Annotated in this window: 18 protein-coding genes; 11 read left to right on the top strand and 7 right to left on the bottom strand. The window is 52.4% G+C overall.

The window, feature by feature from the left end; all coding sequences use genetic code 11:
• Positions 1-289: 289 nt before the first annotated feature.
• Genes H8F21_RS13440 through H8F21_RS13425 form a run of 4 tightly spaced genes read right to left on the bottom strand, consistent with a single transcriptional unit; the run spans position 290 to position 5,760 of the window.
• Positions 290-733: a hypothetical protein gene (locus tag H8F21_RS13440; RefSeq protein WP_203584505.1), complete on the bottom strand. Its 444-nt coding sequence runs from the start codon at positions 731-733 to the stop codon at positions 290-292.
• Positions 717-2,768 carry a hypothetical protein gene (locus H8F21_RS13435; RefSeq protein WP_203584504.1) on the bottom strand — a complete coding sequence of 684 codons (2,052 nt, stop codon included), beginning with the start codon at positions 2,766-2,768 and terminating at the stop codon, positions 717-719. The genes H8F21_RS13440 and H8F21_RS13435 overlap by 17 nt, the downstream gene beginning before the upstream one ends.
• Entirely contained in the window at positions 2,768-4,486 is a 1,719-nt protein-coding gene (locus H8F21_RS13430; protein WP_203584503.1) for a hypothetical protein, read from the bottom strand. The genes H8F21_RS13435 and H8F21_RS13430 overlap by 1 nt, the downstream gene beginning before the upstream one ends.
• On the bottom strand, positions 4,483-5,760 hold the full coding sequence (locus H8F21_RS13425; RefSeq protein ID WP_203584502.1) for a site-specific integrase: 1,278 nt from the start codon (positions 5,758-5,760) through the stop codon (positions 4,483-4,485). The genes H8F21_RS13430 and H8F21_RS13425 overlap by 4 nt, the downstream gene beginning before the upstream one ends.
• Positions 5,761-5,796: 36 nt before the next feature.
• On the opposite strand from H8F21_RS13425, the gene H8F21_RS13420 reads away from it, so the two are divergent.
• The 7 genes from H8F21_RS13420 to H8F21_RS13390 all read left to right on the top strand — a co-directional run bounded on the left by H8F21_RS13420 (position 5,797) and on the right by H8F21_RS13390 (position 9,710).
• Positions 5,797-6,198, top strand: coding sequence for a hypothetical protein (locus tag H8F21_RS13420; RefSeq protein WP_203584501.1), 402 nt, complete (start codon positions 5,797-5,799; stop codon positions 6,196-6,198).
• 85 nt (positions 6,199-6,283) lie between these two features.
• Positions 6,284-6,637 (top strand): hypothetical protein, encoded by a 354-nt coding sequence (locus H8F21_RS13415; protein WP_203584500.1) that lies wholly within the window; start codon positions 6,284-6,286, stop codon positions 6,635-6,637.
• A 13-nt stretch (positions 6,638-6,650) separates the two neighbouring features.
• Positions 6,651-7,097 carry a hypothetical protein gene (locus H8F21_RS13410; RefSeq protein ID WP_203584499.1) on the top strand — a complete coding sequence of 149 codons (447 nt, stop codon included), beginning with the start codon at positions 6,651-6,653 and terminating at the stop codon, positions 7,095-7,097.
• Between the two features lie 151 nt (positions 7,098-7,248).
• The gene (locus H8F21_RS13405; RefSeq protein WP_203584498.1) at positions 7,249-7,746 is read left to right on the top strand and encodes a hypothetical protein; all 498 of its coding nucleotides are present in this window, start codon (positions 7,249-7,251) and stop codon (positions 7,744-7,746) included.
• Between the two features lie 157 nt (positions 7,747-7,903).
• Positions 7,904-8,392: an Arc family DNA-binding protein gene (locus H8F21_RS13400; RefSeq protein WP_203584497.1), complete on the top strand. Its 489-nt coding sequence runs from the start codon at positions 7,904-7,906 to the stop codon at positions 8,390-8,392.
• Positions 8,393-8,633: 241 nt separating this feature from the next.
• Complete coding sequence (locus H8F21_RS13395; protein WP_203584496.1) at positions 8,634-9,290, top strand: hypothetical protein; 657 nt, start codon at positions 8,634-8,636, stop codon at positions 9,288-9,290.
• Positions 9,291-9,353: 63 nt separating this feature from the next.
• Positions 9,354-9,710: a hypothetical protein gene (locus tag H8F21_RS13390; protein ID WP_203584495.1), complete on the top strand. Its 357-nt coding sequence runs from the start codon at positions 9,354-9,356 to the stop codon at positions 9,708-9,710.
• Between the two features lie 208 nt (positions 9,711-9,918).
• On the opposite strand, the gene H8F21_RS13385 is transcribed toward H8F21_RS13390, so the two are convergent.
• Together H8F21_RS13385 and H8F21_RS13380 are read right to left on the bottom strand one after the other, a co-directional pair.
• Positions 9,919-10,299 carry a hypothetical protein gene (locus H8F21_RS13385; RefSeq protein WP_203584494.1) on the bottom strand — a complete coding sequence of 127 codons (381 nt, stop codon included), beginning with the start codon at positions 10,297-10,299 and terminating at the stop codon, positions 9,919-9,921.
• Positions 10,300-10,425: 126 nt separating this feature from the next.
• Entirely contained in the window at positions 10,426-11,784 is a 1,359-nt protein-coding gene (locus H8F21_RS13380) for a glyoxalase superfamily protein (protein ID WP_203584493.1), read from the bottom strand.
• A gap of 287 nt (positions 11,785-12,071) precedes the next feature.
• Between H8F21_RS13380 and H8F21_RS13375 the strand changes: the two genes are divergently transcribed.
• A complete protein-coding gene (locus H8F21_RS13375; protein ID WP_203584492.1) occupies positions 12,072-12,881 on the top strand; it encodes an N-6 DNA methylase in 810 nt (269 codons plus the stop codon).
• Positions 12,882-12,952: 71 nt separating this feature from the next.
• Positions 12,953-13,216 (top strand): YebG family protein, encoded by a 264-nt coding sequence (locus H8F21_RS13370; RefSeq protein WP_203584491.1) that lies wholly within the window; start codon positions 12,953-12,955, stop codon positions 13,214-13,216.
• A 38-nt stretch (positions 13,217-13,254) separates the two neighbouring features.
• Here H8F21_RS13370 and H8F21_RS13365 read toward each other — a convergent pair whose 3' ends face one another.
• Positions 13,255-13,518, bottom strand: a complete 264-nt coding sequence (locus H8F21_RS13365) for a sulfurtransferase TusA family protein (protein WP_203584490.1) — start codon at positions 13,516-13,518, stop codon at positions 13,255-13,257.
• 192 nt (positions 13,519-13,710) lie between these two features.
• Here H8F21_RS13365 and H8F21_RS13360 point away from each other — a divergent pair, with 192 nt between their 5' ends.
• Positions 13,711-13,920, top strand: a complete 210-nt coding sequence (locus tag H8F21_RS13360) for a hypothetical protein (RefSeq protein ID WP_203584489.1) — start codon at positions 13,711-13,713, stop codon at positions 13,918-13,920.
• Between the two features lie 267 nt (positions 13,921-14,187).
• Positions 14,188-14,580 carry a hypothetical protein gene (locus H8F21_RS13355; RefSeq protein WP_203584488.1) on the top strand — a complete coding sequence of 131 codons (393 nt, stop codon included), beginning with the start codon at positions 14,188-14,190 and terminating at the stop codon, positions 14,578-14,580.
• Positions 14,581-14,585: the final 5 nt, after the last annotated feature.

The raw sequence follows: 14,585 nt of genomic DNA, 5'->3' as shown, positions 1-14,585 counted from the left end.
TCGTATACCATTGAGTGCCTGATCCCTACTCCATCGGTGGAGAAAGATCTGGCCCAGATGCCTGACTCTCGAAAACTTATGCGATTTGTACTGCCGACCTGGCAGCGAGACGAAGTCTGGTCCCTAAGCCAGGGGCAACGGCATCATGGAGAGGCATGGACATCTCTGAAAGGTACATCGCACCTGCGTTTCAGCTAGGTTTAGCGATGTCCATACAATATACACAAAACCGTGGACGTTTCTACCTATAGTGTCCACGGTTGATTGCCGTAACGAGACCGGCATTGCCCTACATTGAGACACCGGGCCAGATTGGTTTGATTTGAGCCGTGGCCTTTACTGCTTTTAATCGCTCAATCTCGTGTGTCAATTGCAGAATGAGGGCATCCGACTCTGCTAGGAGCCCCAAAGCGTTGTCTCGTTGCGCTTTCATTGAAGCCAATTGCTGACGCAGATCTCGCTTCTCACTTCGATTGGCGGAGTGTTGTTGCTTGGGCTCAGTTTGACCTCCATGACTGCTGACCCAGCTTTGAATTTCAGCAACGAGAATAGGGAACCTGGCTTTTTTCAACGCGGAGGGATCTAAGCCTGCCTCCCTAGCGACGTTATTCTGGCTAACAGGACTTCCTTTCGGCAATAGGTTCGGAGTGTTCTGCTTCAACCGATCAAAGGCGTTTCTGAAGGCCACCTCCGCTCGGCTGACCTGCTTTCCGTCATTAGATGGCGATGACATTGATTATGTTCTCCACAGCTTTCACCTGCATTTTCAGCGATTCTTCCAAGGGGGAGTTCGGCTGCGCAGAAGCTAGTCGTTTCCGCAGAACCTCACCAAGCGAACGAATGCGAGGAAGACTGTTCATATCGAATAGTGCATCGTTGCATGCTGGCCGACCGTCGGCACCTGCGCAGCGAGCTACATTGTCCCATCCACCGAAAGGGCATGGATGCGGGTTCGTGCATACACCACAAAACGTGGGACGATAATCGATAGTTCCCCGCTGCGCTTCGCCAATGAGTGCTTTATGGTCCTTATCACTGATAATTGACAGCATCTGCTCCTTTCTCTTCTCGCCGTGAGGACTCATGAAGCGAGATGTCGATAGCATTGACAGTTCGAGCGCTACGACCTCGTACATGGTGCGAACATATTCAGCGTTAGCCGCCTCGTTAAATTTTGACCTCATATGGAGGTGCCCATTTCCATAGTAACGAGTCATTGCTCTGGTTACATGCTTCAATTGATATTGAACTGCGGCATCTGTAACAAGGCCTGAGGAAACTATATTGACGACCCCCGTTCTTCGCATTTGATGCCAAGACAGCGGCCATGGCTTTCCTATTGCATATCGCTCAGGATCAAGACTTGGAGTAACAAGCAAAGCCGTAGCCAAGTCCGCTCCTGTCAAAGAGATTGACGATTCGTCAAATAGCTTTTTGTTTGACCCGATGCAGGTGTTAAATGATGGTATCGCGGGTCTGACGTCGAGATTTTGACCTATGTAGTCTGATTTTCTGCGCCAAGGCTCATAGGGTCTTAGTAGCAGGTATGGGTTTCTGAGGTCCTCTTCGATGGTAGGAACATCCGGATTGGCTATAGCAGCGATATTTCGTAAGGATGAGATTAACCTTAAGGCGTTTACGGCGATCTCTGTTGAGGGCGATGTGATCCACCTCGCGTCGTCATCTTGAACAGTCTTAGTCGTTACGCCTTGTAGGATGTAAATACTCTCCCCAGTCATATCGTCCTTTTCTATGCGTAAACAGTCAGATCGAAGTGAGTACGCCTCATCAATTCTCATTAGTGAGAAGTTAACTATGTATGCTGTGCATACCATGCTAATGAATGTGAAATACGCTGACATTGCAGCGGCACCATTTTTTTCGACGTCATTCATCCATCGGTCAAAAAGAGAGTTTAATCCGAATTTCTCTAGAGTATCCGTAAAGGTGCCATGGAATATACAGCCTGACGTCTTGCCAGAAAGGATATGATTTTTCTTGTTGAATGGTCGTCGATGGGCGGGCAACTGTTTAGAACAAGCGTTTTCTAGAGATCCCGCATTGTGGCTGTAAGCATCAAGCATAAACCGAAAACAGGCTTCGATTTGCGCGGAGTGGGCTAGGAAATCATCAATGCAGGATTTCAATTGGCTTATCTGGTAAAGCCATATCCGCGGAGGTATATATGCTGTCTGCGCTTTTTCGTGTTTAACGATTTGTCCAGCGAATTGCGATAAAGCAATGTTGTCAAGAAGGCTAAATCCTAACGATTTTCGAGATTCCCAAATTGAGTGCATCGTGCTAATGAAATTTTTTCGTCCGCCCCTTGCAATAACAGTTGGAAGCTTCTCTAGAAGTATGGGGAATCTGCAGATGTCCGAAGCATTTATTTTTGACAGCGAACAGAATACGAAGAATACGCGCAAAGTAGTGAACTTAGAATATAAAGTTCTTGCACTTATTACCTTGCCTGGACGGTAGAGCAGCCATGCTACTGTCTGACGAAAAAGAGCGCTATTCTCAGGGGAGATTCCTGGGTCATTTTTTCGGCGTCGGCCATCTCCAAAGTTAAGAGATCGGATTCTCCCGGACCATGGGGTGATGTCCCATACTGAATCGCCATAAAGGCTGATTACTTTGCCCTGGGCATCCATCACTATGGGGAAGTCATCGGCAGGGGGCCAGTCTTTCAAGGTATAGTTCGGGGAGTCTGGCTTGATTGAGTCGCTTTCTATTTTCAGCGAGCCTAGCGCGAACGCAATGTCCATCACGAAAGCTCCATGAGCTGTATCAGTCCGTCGAACATAGGGTGATATTTTTCCTCAAGCATACGGTTGTTACACTCATCAACCCATTGAGAACGTTGTTCGGAAGATGACTCGAACAAACCCATCTTTTCGGTTATGCGATTCACGACTAGTAGAGCGGGATGATCATAGGGAAATCCGTTAAGCGGTCTGAAGCGATCCACCTCACGTACTTTCAATGTCCTGTAGGTCATTAAGGCCCAAATGTGATCAAGTGAATCCACATCCCTGTGATACTCACAGAAAAGACATCCCGCAGCGCTTCTGCAATCTGATAACGGAGCGTTCAACGGAGCTGTGACAATGTGAACACCTATCCCTTCCTCCCCTGAGCAGGCTCCAGGGGCCGGTGCTGCCACGAAGGGGTCTCGTTCCCTGTGATAGCGGGAAATCTGTGCGGCTGCAGCTTGATGATGTGGGCGCTCGTACGTCCGAAGCAAAGTTTTAACGGTGTGCTGGGACATTGCTGCCGCAATTGTTGGGTCGTGATTTTGCCTAACAAGCCAGTTGACGCGTGCACCGCGTAAAGTGGTTGGCCCACAGTATTTAACATTTAGTTCCTTACACCGCCTGGTTATAGCTTGGAAGGTTGGAGCCTTGTGGGAGGCTTTGATTTGATACTTAGATACAAAGGGGAAAAGGCGCTCTTCCTCCTCGGGGAAAATACTATTCAGCCACTCAAGATAAAGCGTGAATAGTGGTCTATATTCCTTGAATATTCTAAATTCGGCATCTCCGAGCTTGCGCTTCTTATATTCTCTATAGACTTCAGTTCCGTCATTGTCCGTTTGAAACCGAAATTTCCCACGTTTAAGCTTGAATGCTTGAGCCAGATTCAGACCTGTCTGCGAAATAAAAATTAAGAGTTCTGCCTCTATCCGAAGGTTTATCAAGGGGTGCCTTGTTTGAAGGGACGTATCATTTTGACGGCGCAGGGCTGTATCTAAAATCCTTTGTTTGTCTGTCCTACTACGTTTAACGTTTTCAATGTTCTGAAACCGGTCTGGGCGTGGGAAACCAGACCATTCTTCCAGCGTAGTACCGTTCTCGAACGTTATGATTAGAGGAAGGGGGCCTGATATAGCTTCTTTAGTTAGAGCTTCAGATATGCATATTAAAATACGTCCAAACGTAAAAAGAATTTCCAGGTTTTGCTTGTCGGCCTGTGTTCCCAACACTTTTTTTGTGTCGCGAGGCGCGGATAATCTAGTAAGCTTGATGGGGCCGGACCTAACCCCAAATATTTTTCTGTATACTAGATCCACATCTTTTGCAGTGCGATAGGCCGTCATGATCTTCAGGTCTTTCACCACATTCACTCGATGCAGCAATGATTCAGCCCACTCTACATAAGTCTCAGCAAAATTGGATGGATCGATGTCTATATTCTTCCCGTCCGCCCACGCAAAAAAGAAGCGGATTAGGATAATACGTTTTTCAATAGTTCGTTGACTTAGTCCTCTAGCGATCTGGCCGCTAAAGTACTCGAACATCAGACTCACCACCTCTCTGCGCTCAGCAATTCTAGGAGTGATCAATCCTGCCTGGATGCTAGCGTCCAGTTTGTTTTTAGGCGTGTCTGCTCCGCCCAAGTATAAAAGAGCTTTTAAAGCATACGGGCTTTCATGAGTGCCATAGGCGAGGCCCTTCAATTCAAAATCAGTGGTTTGTTCGGTCATGCCTCGTCCTGTTGCCTACCTAGCCCCAAGAACCTGCGGGTGAACTCATTGGCTAGCTCAGCCATGTCAGCGCTCTGTTCAATGAACTTTATATACTTAATAGTCGTTGCCTCATCTTTGTGAAGCATCGACGCTTTGACTAACTGAATAGCATCGCTTAATGGAAGCGCTTTGCAAGCTGCTCGGGCGAGTTCAGTCGCAAAAGTGCATCTAGATCTATGGAAGTAAAATTTGTGGAACGCGTTTATTCCTTCCCTAAGCCCAGCTTTTCTGAGTCGGCCTAACTCTACATTTACAGTCCTGCTCGCATTGCCATCTGAGGCTACGTATGAAGTTCCGTGTCTCGTCAGGAATACGAGGTTTCGATTTTCTGCGTTCGCCTTTGCTTGCCGCAAAAGCCTTCTGCGGCTACTAATGTAGGATTTTAATAATCTCAGGTCTTCGTCAGAGATTAATATTTGTCCTGTAACTCCAAATTTAGTAGCAACCGGAGGTTGTGCGCCTGGTCCCACGCTAAGGCAATGAAAACCTGGAAAATTAAACGCAGACACGGCATTAAGAACTGTATCGACTTTCAAATCAGTCAGGGTGCCGATCCGCATTCCCGTGCCAAAGCCTAACCGCAGTAGTAGGTCGAGTTCTTCACTAGCGTGCTCGTTGCTGAATTTGAGAATTTTGACAACGTCAGCAGTGAGTACCGGAGTCAAACCTTCTTCAAGACTTGAAGTGTCAGCTCTCCGATTAGGGATGCTCAGGTCTGTACTATTTACTCCCATTGACCTTTCCAAACCGAAACGGTCGACTATCTTTATTCCGATGTGGCGATCCTGCCAGGCTGGCCATTCAGGAGAAAGGAGCTTTGTTGCCATAAGCCACTTATAGAATCTGATCACTGCGCCCATTCGTTGTTGGGCTGTTGAAGATACGAGCTGGCCACTGTCTATCGCGTTAATCAGACTGCCGCGGTATCTGACTAGACACCGATCTGATTCTCTTGCTGGGAAGTGCCACCAATCTATTCCTTCAGCCTCGAGCCATTTCGCGTAAGCGGTGATGTGCCGCATAAACGTAGTGATGGTGGTTGGCCTCGTTTTCCTATTCTCGGCTTTTTGAAGCGCCCAGAGGTTCGCCTCACGCCAAGGGGTTTCATCCCTCCAGCAAATTTGAGGCAGATTTGAAAAGCAGTTCCTTCTCTGGGCCTGGACCCACTTTACTGCTCCGTCATTTACTTCCGCGCGATGAGGGCTGTGGCTAATAAATTCAAGGGTTGCCATAGGGTGTCTACGCCGTGGTTTTGTCCATGCTAAATCATGAATGGGGTAGACGTCCTTGCCTTCATGTTGCCGGTACAGAAGATTGCTTACGTGGAGGGCATATTTCTTGGCTTTGGGGCAGGATTTTTGGTGGTCAACGGGCGCGACTGGATTGGCACAAGTGGTGCACCCGCTCCAATGTCCGGCTGGCTGGTTGACGGTCAGCAGCGCGTGTCTGCGGTGAGGGATTTCCTCAACGGGACCTATCCTATTTTCGGAAGCATCTACTGGTCCGACATTTCCCGCTCTGAGCAAATGAGCCGATTCCTGACACAACCATTCCCTCATCTGGAGATCCAGTACATCGGGGATGAAACAACCCTCAAGGATCTCTATAAACGGCTGAACCGCGGAGGTAGCACTCATACCGACGAGGATATGGAGCGGCTTGGCCATTAAGCGACCGTTCAGGATTTATAGGGTTCTGACACGCCCTCCCGCCGGTGAGGATTGCTCAACCCAATCGAAGTATACGAGGCTTCAAATGTCGTCTGTTGTGCTCTGCCACATGAACTGTTGCAACGCTGAAGGTGTTAGGCTTCCTGCCACACGCGTGCTTGCCCAATCCGTCGACCAGGGCGTAAACGTCTCCTACTTCCCCTGCTGCGACACTCATGCTGCCACCTGGTGGGATGGGAGTGACTGGGATGGTCGCCATCTGGAACAACAACTGATGGATGTGCTTACGCTTGAGGACTTTGTCGCATCTCATGGATTCGGCGACGCCACTCAGGAGGGCATCCAGCTGGCCCAGTCACTTATTGCCAGCGGAGATGACTACGCCACAGCGGCCGCGGAGGTCACAGCTCGTGGATTGACCGAAGACCCCGACAACTAACTGGCTAGAACTCATGACCAACAAATCAACTCGCGCCCTGAAGATCAGTGATGAAGAGTTCGACCTTTGCGTAACTCTGAACACCCATGCAGGCCCGCGCACCAGCAACGAAATGCTCTCTGCACTTCGGCGTGTGTTGGTTGAAGGCATGGAACCCGTTGATGCGCGAGCTGAATTCGAATCCATCACCAAACAGGCTCATAGCAACGCACTAGCCAGGCTGAAGGCCCAGTACAGCACACGTATCGCAACCCTATCGCCAGACCAGTTCGAGCTTTGCGTCAGCGTGGTTTGCCCGGACATTTCCACCCGAGCCAAAACACTGGCCCGCGCCCACCTCGTGGAGTGCACGGACGAGCTTACGTCGAGCAGTGCTGCATCGGCCTTGGAAGCGCGCGACGTCATTCCCAAGATCCGGGAATTTCACCTTCGAGTGCTCACGGCCTACATCGTAAAATAGAGCCTCTCGATGTCTGAATGAAGGCCTGCCACGTGCGGGCCTTGTCATCTGAACTGACCCGAAATCGACTACACAACATATCGCAGCCACCCGCTTCTGGCACGTCTTGAACCCGCTGATGCTGGACTTTCACAACCAGTGGATCCAGACCATGTTCGAAGCACTCAGAGCCGCAAATGCTGCAAAATTAACCCTCAGTAACATGAAAGGCCCGGCAAGCCGGGCGGAGCACCGCTCTTGGTCGTGCACCATCCTTTTTTACGGTGCCATTGTGGGTTCGGCATCGGGGTCTGCCCGCAAGAACGAATTCACCCTGGTCCTCAATAAGGGGCTGCAAGACCAGATCATCCAGACCTTGCTAAATCACGGTTTCGAGCTCGATCTAGGCAAAATTCCGAAGTCTGCTATCCGACCGACTTCACCCTCCAATTTCATGCGCCTGGCCATCGCGCAGATTGCAGATGAGATGGATATGGTCAAGGAGCTGCGAGAAGCAACCTCCAAGGCCACCCTGGCCATTATCGCGACTGATCCTGGCAAGGTTGAGGTGTTCCCCTACCCCTATTCTCAAGAAATAAAGGACGAACTACTGAAGAGCTATGGGCCAGCCAACATCGAAATCTTGAACGAAAGCATCAAGGGTCTATGACCTCTCGGACCAGCCCCTGTGCTTTGCGGCCAGTGGGCTGGGACAGCCAGATAGCCCCTTGGTGGACATTTTGTCGCCATGGGATTACTGGAAAAAGTAGCAAGTTCAGTGGACAATGCGCCTCGCTCGATTTTACATCTGCCCTGAGGGCACCAAAATGATTCGTTCTTCCAGCGTGACTGCATCACCGCAAACCGCGTTTCCAGCGGCGCCGTCGCGGACAGCTGAAAAATTTGTGCTGCGTATTCCGCAAGCCCTCAAAGAGGCTGTCGAAAATGTAGCTCGAGGCCAGTTCCGCAGCTTCAACAGCGAAGTTGCTCTGGCGGTTATCAGCCACTTTGAAGGGCACCGCCGTTTGATCACCATGCGCAACTTGTTGGTCAATCGCCTTGGCGCTAAGGCCGGCAAAGAGGTCTTAGCGCAATTCGAGCGGATAGACCCGGATGCTGGTCTGAACCTCAACTACAACGTTCGCTTCCCTGACGGCGTGCGCGACGAATTGAAGGAGTCCTCTAACACTTCAATGCGAGACATGGTCGCCAATGCCTGCGCGGACTGGGTCCTCTACAGTACGCAGATTGAAGGTCTTCTCAGACGCTGTGAAGATCCTGAAATTCAATTCCCGCCCCACGGCATCAAGCACTAATCTCCCGGCGGGGTGTACGTAATAACCCGCCGGCCCATGCACCATCTGTCACTGCTCGCTGCCTCTCCCTCCCCTTTACCATATCGGTTTGAATGCTGTTTTTCGGCCTGGTGCAGCTATTTACTCTGCAAGCATCGGCCCCCTATCAGCTGCTACCCGCCCTGTTGCCGATCTCCCCAGCTGGGGAGCCGGGCATCTATAGTTAAATCCACACAGGCCAGACTGCACGGGATCAATGGACATGAGCACACCTGAAAAGGACGCACCGCGGCGGGGCAAACCCTCTGCTCGAACAATCGCAGCGCTTTGCATCCTTGCGGTGACCGTGCTGGGCTCGATCCACGCCGGCGTGAAGATCCGGGAGTACAACGACTTCACCGGCCAGGCTCTTCAGTTGATGGACTCATTCACCGCTGACCAGGTCGCAGGACGGCCACTGGCTGAATACCAGTCTGCCTTTGCAGGGCTGGAAATGAGTGATCGTGCGCTTGGGAAGATGCTGGCTATTGCCTACAGGGAGCGAACTGGAAGCCTGCAGGAACGTGATACCTCGATCATCGCAGCCGTCAACAGCCTGCGAGGCAAAGACCTCTACAAGCTACTGAGCGCGGCGGAGCCCATGTTCGATCCCTCAGCGCGGAAAGCATATATCGAGGGCACTGCCGGTGCCGTTGGATTCCCAGGTGTCGACATGAGATTCAACACCTTCAGGGCTGATCAGAAGGCGGCTATGCAGAGGTGCCTCATCCTGCTGCAGCAATCCTATGGGGATGACAGCATTGAAAGCCGGCTCAAGTTTGCTATCACCCTCTATACCGGTACCCACTGGGAAACCTGCACAGTTCCCATTCAGTCCAGATACAAACCCAGTGCCGTGCCATTGAATCAGACTATCTAACCTGTCGCTGGTGGCACAGCTATCTCCTGTGATCATGGATTTAATTCATCCAGGAGCGCCAACATGAACACACCACCAGGAACCAAAACAACCCGCAGTGCCGCCATCGCAATCCACACCCTGCCGCGCCTCGAGCTGGGCTGTGTCGTTGGCACGCGTAGCTTTGTGGATCTGTTCGAGTCCGCTGTGTACCGCCAGACAGTCATCGACATTGTCCTCACCCGATACATCTCGGGTGATTGGGGTTTAATGGGTGAGGATGACTGTGCGTCGAATGAGGCGGCTCTCGATCCTGCCACCCAAGATCGCATTGTTGCCAAGTACAGCGTCCTCCTCGAGTCTGGCAGGGAGGAAACCATCTATGTGATCACAGAGGCTGATCGCTCTCTCACCACCCTCCTACTGACGGCGGAGTATTAGCGGTTAACCGGTGCCGGGCTGTCGCCGGCATCCGCACTGACTAATATGTCCGCGACTTTAGCAGGCCCGGATGATCATCCAGGTAGCGTCGAGAACAACGTTGCTCTCACCTTCAGGCAGCAGGGGCTGATGCCACTCGCCAGAGCGACTAATTCAAGGGCATTGAAAAGGGGCCCGAAGCCCCTTTTCTACGCGGATGACTTGCCCATTACATGCCGGCAGCTTTCAGCAGCGGGTTGCTCGAGGAACCGTTTCCGCCGTTGGTCTTGTAGGCGTCCAGCAGCTTGCCGCTTTTCGACCATTCAAAGACCGTTGCTTCAGCCTTGTTCTGACCCACGAACGGGATCGCCGTGATGAGATTGTAGTCATAGCGCCACATTTCTTTGCCGCTCAATTCCGACTTCGAGGATGGGTAGCCGATCTCCTTGACCACCTGCTCCTGTTTAGCATTCGCGGATTTGAATTGCTGGACCTGTGCTGGCGAGACGAACGTACCGGTCTCGTAATCGAGTGGACTTTTCCCGTTTACGCAACCGCCCAGTGTGGCGAGAGAAAGGGCTGCGGCGGCAAGCAAGACTACTTTTTTCACGTACGATTTCCTTTGTTAGATCTGGCCAGCTGCGTCATGCGGAGCTGACCTCGAGTCACTGATTGGCTCGCCGAGCAACATAACGTCAAATTATCGTATCTGCGAGCCAAAACGCACATATCAAATTCAGGATAGCTCCGCCCCGGATTGTCCTGCCCAGATTGCATTCAGATCCTCAAGAAACCTATCAACCATGAAACCTTTCGGTCCCTCGTACGTTTCTAGTTCGTTCATGTGAAGCAGCCGCTTCTTGAGCTCTGGAATGTAGATAGCCCCACCCCCACTCTCGCTGTTGTAATGCGATTTGGTGGTTGCCACGACTACCTTGCCATCTCGGTGAAAGACAGCCTCAACTGCGGCCTTAGACATCAGGCCAAGATAGGGCACTGCAACCGCATTCACTCCTCTATCGCGGAGGGTAAGGGCATGCATGAATCCAGTGACCAGAACAACTGGGCGCTCATCAATCAAGTGGGATAGGTATACGGCATCTCGTGGGTAACCCATGCCAACGACGTAAGGATCAGAACCCTCTCCGTCACGGGCCCTCAAGGACTTCGGCCGATACCCCCAAAAGCTTGCAGGTCCTCCACTGGCATCTTCAAGGAAAGTAACAACCAGGCCGTAAGGTAAGCCGAATGGGGGATGCGTTTTAGGGGATTCTGGTATCGGAGTTTGTCTAAGCCATCCAAGGCTGTGAGCCTGGTCAGAGCTAATACCATTTTCAGACAGGGTAGCCATAACTGATCGGGTATCAGGATAGTAACCCAGGCCTAACTCGCGGCCAGGATGAAGGCGATCGCTCAACACATTCGTGAGATGATGGTCTAGTCCAAATTCTTTAGCAGCTACATGAACGATCCCATTAGCATGCACCCTACAGACTCTTTCCAGGATACTGGGCTGGTGGTCAAAAAGGACGTATGGCACTAGTCCTAAAATCGAACGTTCGACAGCATGACTGAGCGCCCGACGTACAGCCTGAAAGGTCGCCATATCGGACATCATCGACCTGAAAAAATTGCAACTTTCCAGCCTCAACTTGATCCCGCAGAGGCGACATTTCAAGTCCTTTGGGATATCGCTCTCCATTTTGCAGCACCAGTATCGGTCCCACCCTACGGGTATTGATTTTTTCCAGACCGACGTAAACAGCGCACCATCATTGATAGCCTGTTCAATCTCTTCGAGCTCAGCCTGAAGGCCTGGAGAAGGTTTCGCAGGCAGGTCTTTGCCGATCCACTCGGCTAGATGCTGGTAGCTATTTGCCGGCGAGCGAAGTAGCTCCAGCGGCAAAGAACTCTTCTTGACCTTAGGTGCTTTCGACTCGTTTGCAGCGAGCGATGAAAGGGTATTCCAGTCCCGAACACCTTCCTGGGCCGCCTGAGCTTCCAGTGAAACTGCGCGTGTGACCTTGAAGCCATGTTCTTGCAGGAGGGTGCGCAGGCGATCCGCCCGCTTCTTGAATTGAGCAACGGTTTGCATGAAGTCTCTCCAGCGGTGCGCGTCCGTCGAAACGGCTAGGGCCCTCCTTTGCCAAAAGCACCGCCATGAGGGTTTCAAGGCTGATGTTTGGGTTTGAATCTCTGCTTGAGAGGCGGCATTCACCGTACCGTTACCGGCGGAGGGGGCAGGCTGCTCGCGGCCTGGCCCATAGATTATCGGCAGCAGCGCACTTTGCAATCCAAAACGCTATTTCCTTTTCTGGTTATGGTTCTGGCACACCCTCACCGCCGCCAGACTCTGAGATATCCCAACTCGGAGTGCAGAGAATGCCCAGCACCAAAGAACACCTGAAGTCGATGGCAAGCGCCATCGATGCGATCCGCTATTACCCGGCGCAGAGCGTTTTCACAGATTTCGTCGAGATGGCAGCAATCGCCATTCGCAACGCGTATGACCACACCGGTCGCGAGGAGCGTGAGGCGCTGTACCTCAAGCTGCTCCACAAGTACAAGCCTGAAGACCGACACCGCTTCAGTGAGCTGCTGCAGCAGCTCGTTCAAGCACTGCATGAGGAACCCGCTGACATCCTGGGTGAGTTGTACATGACCCTTGGCGTTGCAAGCGCGGCACGCGGTCAGTTCTTCACTCCACCGTCGATTTCAAATCTGCTTGCCCAGTTGGCTATGGACACCGACCGCATCCACCAGGACGTCGCCCGGAGAGGCTTCATCACCCTCTCGGAGCCAAGCTGCGGATCTGGAGCGATGGTCATATCCTTCGCCCACAAGATGCAGGACCTGGGAATCAACTTCCAGCAGCACCTCCACGTCACATTGGTCGACCTTGACCTTCGAGCCGTCCACATGGCCTTCATTCAGCTAAGCCTGTTGCATATCCCGGCTATCGTGGTCCACGGCAACACCCTGACCGTTCAAGAGTTTGACCACTGGCATACCCCGGCCCACGGCATGGGCCTGTTTGGAGTGAAGCTGAAACGTGGGTTTGCCATCGATAGCGACATGGGCCAGGCCTACGTTGCAACCGGAAGCGCTTACGCGGAAGAAGATTTGACGTTGCCGCTTCTGGCACGCGCTGGTCAGGGCAACAATCTCTCTACTCAGGGGGCCACCCTGTAACGGCTTCGCCGGCGGTAGCCATATGGCTAAACCGAAGAGGTCGAACACCAAACCCAGAAGAGAGGCCAATAATGGCTGTTGAAATTCTTTACCGTAGTAGTCGGGATGAGGCTAAGATTTTTATGGACCGCAAGTCAGCTGATGCCCATGATCAAATGCTTGAACTCGCAGAAGGCATTGCCGAAACCCTGGCCCGAAACTTCCCAGAACTCACTGAGAAGCAGAGTGAAGATCTCGGTATCTTCATGGCCAAGAACCGCCCAGCATTCGCCGCCGCGTTCAAAGGGAACTTGGCGACTCTTGCTGAAATTAACTCAGCAGCGCCGAGCGAGTAATTCGAGCAAATCGGGCCGGTAATCCGGCCCGCACCAGTTCAAGCTGGGCGCTTTATTCTCACCCAGAACCCGAATACACCCTCCTCCTCAGCCTCCCCTATCAACTCGTGCCCGGTTTGCTGAACAAAGGTTCGGAAGTCTCGCCGGGTACCCGCGTCCGTCGACACGACCTGTAGCACCTGCCCATCCGCCATTCGGTTGCATTCAAGCCGGGCCTGGAGCAGTGGCAGTGGGCACTGCAACCCTCGTGCGTCAACGACAGCATCCGGCTCCGTGTATTCCAGAGTGCTTGCATCACACATCTGCTGTTTTTCCTGAGTAGGTGAAGTGCTGGCCAGTGTACCGCGCAAATGAATGGGGGCTTCTGGCACACCCCCAACCAAAAGATCATTGCCTGGTCAGCGGTTCAACCGGCAGCCCATGGCGTGCCCGACCGCGCAATTTATCCAGCTCCGTGACCACACCACCGCGGGGTCGATTCAAAGGAAGTTCGCATGAAGCTTAAAACCGTCTACCTGGATCCAGCGCTTGCCCCAACTCGGGATCCGTTGAAACTGCAGGCCCAGCACGCTTACCTGAAGGAGCAGCTTATGCGCTCCGCATACACCGACTACCACACACGAGGTGAGCGGGATCAAATGCGTGAAGCCCTGGCGAGCCTGAGCGATTCCCACCGTTCTATCACCGGGGTCTCGCTGAAATGAACGACCACCGAATCCACAACTACGCCTGTACCCTTGAAGCAGCAGGCGAAAAGCTCCAGCTTCAGGTGACCGGCCAGGACCTTCGCCTGGTGCTGTTCACTTCCTCACCTCGGATGCCGGCATGGCAATGGCACTCCGGAACAAGATCAGCGCAGACGTCATCCAAGAATTCCCCTGTAACCTTGACCAAAAATGCACGGTAGCGGGTGAGTCCTGGTCCATCACTATTGAGCGGACTTCCACCATCCAATAATCGTAGGTAGCAGAATGACCTCAATCAGCCAGGCAGCAATCGACGCGGTACGGGACTACATCATTGACGACACTGGGTGCAGGTTCGAGGTCGATTACTTCGGCCACCAGGTAATCGGGGCCGCCGAGGAACACCTCAAGGCCCAGGCACGTGCTGCCGCCCCGCCACTTCCGATTTTGGAGTTCTTTGAAAGGCCGGATGACATGGGCCAAGGTCGTTTGCGAATGATTCTGGACGGGGACTCTGATGTGATCATTGAAGTGATCAACGAGGGTGGTGAGTCCCTGGCTTTGGAGTTCTGCACGTCAGTTATCGGCGGAGGTCGCTCACCCAAGGTAAGGGACGCACTCTATAACCTCATGATGGCGATCCGGGAGGAGAACGATACGAACCCTATCCGCCGGTAGGGACA

The sequence above is a fragment of the Pseudomonas arcuscaelestis genome (genome assembly GCF_016881005.1).
GTDB lineage: Bacteria > Pseudomonadota > Gammaproteobacteria > Pseudomonadales > Pseudomonadaceae > Aquipseudomonas > Aquipseudomonas arcuscaelestis.
Note: the sequence above shows the minus strand (reverse complement) of the source record. Positions and strands in the feature narration are given on the sequence as shown.

Bases quoted from the DNA above. Each gene is read 5' to 3' on its own strand.
- H8F21_RS13360 (WP_203584489.1), top strand. From the start codon at position 13,711: ATGAAGCTTAAAACCGTCTACCTGGATCCAGCGCTTGCCCCAACTCGG.
- H8F21_RS13375 (WP_203584492.1), top strand. From the start codon at position 12,072: ATGCCCAGCACCAAAGAACACCTGAAGTCGATGGCAAGCGCCATCGAT.
- H8F21_RS13355 (WP_203584488.1), top strand. From the start codon at position 14,188: ATGACCTCAATCAGCCAGGCAGCAATCGACGCGGTACGGGACTACATC.
- H8F21_RS13390 (WP_203584495.1), top strand. From the start codon at position 9,354: ATGAACACACCACCAGGAACCAAAACAACCCGCAGTGCCGCCATCGCA.
- H8F21_RS13405 (WP_203584498.1), top strand. From the start codon at position 7,249: ATGTTCGAAGCACTCAGAGCCGCAAATGCTGCAAAATTAACCCTCAGT.
- H8F21_RS13400 (WP_203584497.1), top strand. From the start codon at position 7,904: ATGATTCGTTCTTCCAGCGTGACTGCATCACCGCAAACCGCGTTTCCA.
- H8F21_RS13410 (WP_203584499.1), top strand. From the start codon at position 6,651: ATGACCAACAAATCAACTCGCGCCCTGAAGATCAGTGATGAAGAGTTC.
- H8F21_RS13420 (WP_203584501.1), top strand. From the start codon at position 5,797: ATGAATGGGGTAGACGTCCTTGCCTTCATGTTGCCGGTACAGAAGATT.
- H8F21_RS13395 (WP_203584496.1), top strand. From the start codon at position 8,634: ATGAGCACACCTGAAAAGGACGCACCGCGGCGGGGCAAACCCTCTGCT.
- H8F21_RS13435 (WP_203584504.1), bottom strand. From the start codon at position 2,768: ATGGACATTGCGTTCGCGCTAGGCTCGCTGAAAATAGAAAGCGACTCA.
- H8F21_RS13430 (WP_203584503.1), bottom strand. From the start codon at position 4,486: ATGACCGAACAAACCACTGATTTTGAATTGAAGGGCCTCGCCTATGGC.
- H8F21_RS13440 (WP_203584505.1), bottom strand. From the start codon at position 733: ATGTCATCGCCATCTAATGACGGAAAGCAGGTCAGCCGAGCGGAGGTG.
- H8F21_RS13415 (WP_203584500.1), top strand. From the start codon at position 6,284: ATGTCGTCTGTTGTGCTCTGCCACATGAACTGTTGCAACGCTGAAGGT.
- H8F21_RS13365 (WP_203584490.1), bottom strand. From the start codon at position 13,518: ATGTGTGATGCAAGCACTCTGGAATACACGGAGCCGGATGCTGTCGTT.
- H8F21_RS13425 (WP_203584502.1), bottom strand. From the start codon at position 5,760: ATGGCAACCCTTGAATTTATTAGCCACAGCCCTCATCGCGCGGAAGTA.
- H8F21_RS13380 (WP_203584493.1), bottom strand. From the start codon at position 11,784: ATGCAAACCGTTGCTCAATTCAAGAAGCGGGCGGATCGCCTGCGCACC.
- H8F21_RS13370 (WP_203584491.1), top strand. From the start codon at position 12,953: ATGGCTGTTGAAATTCTTTACCGTAGTAGTCGGGATGAGGCTAAGATT.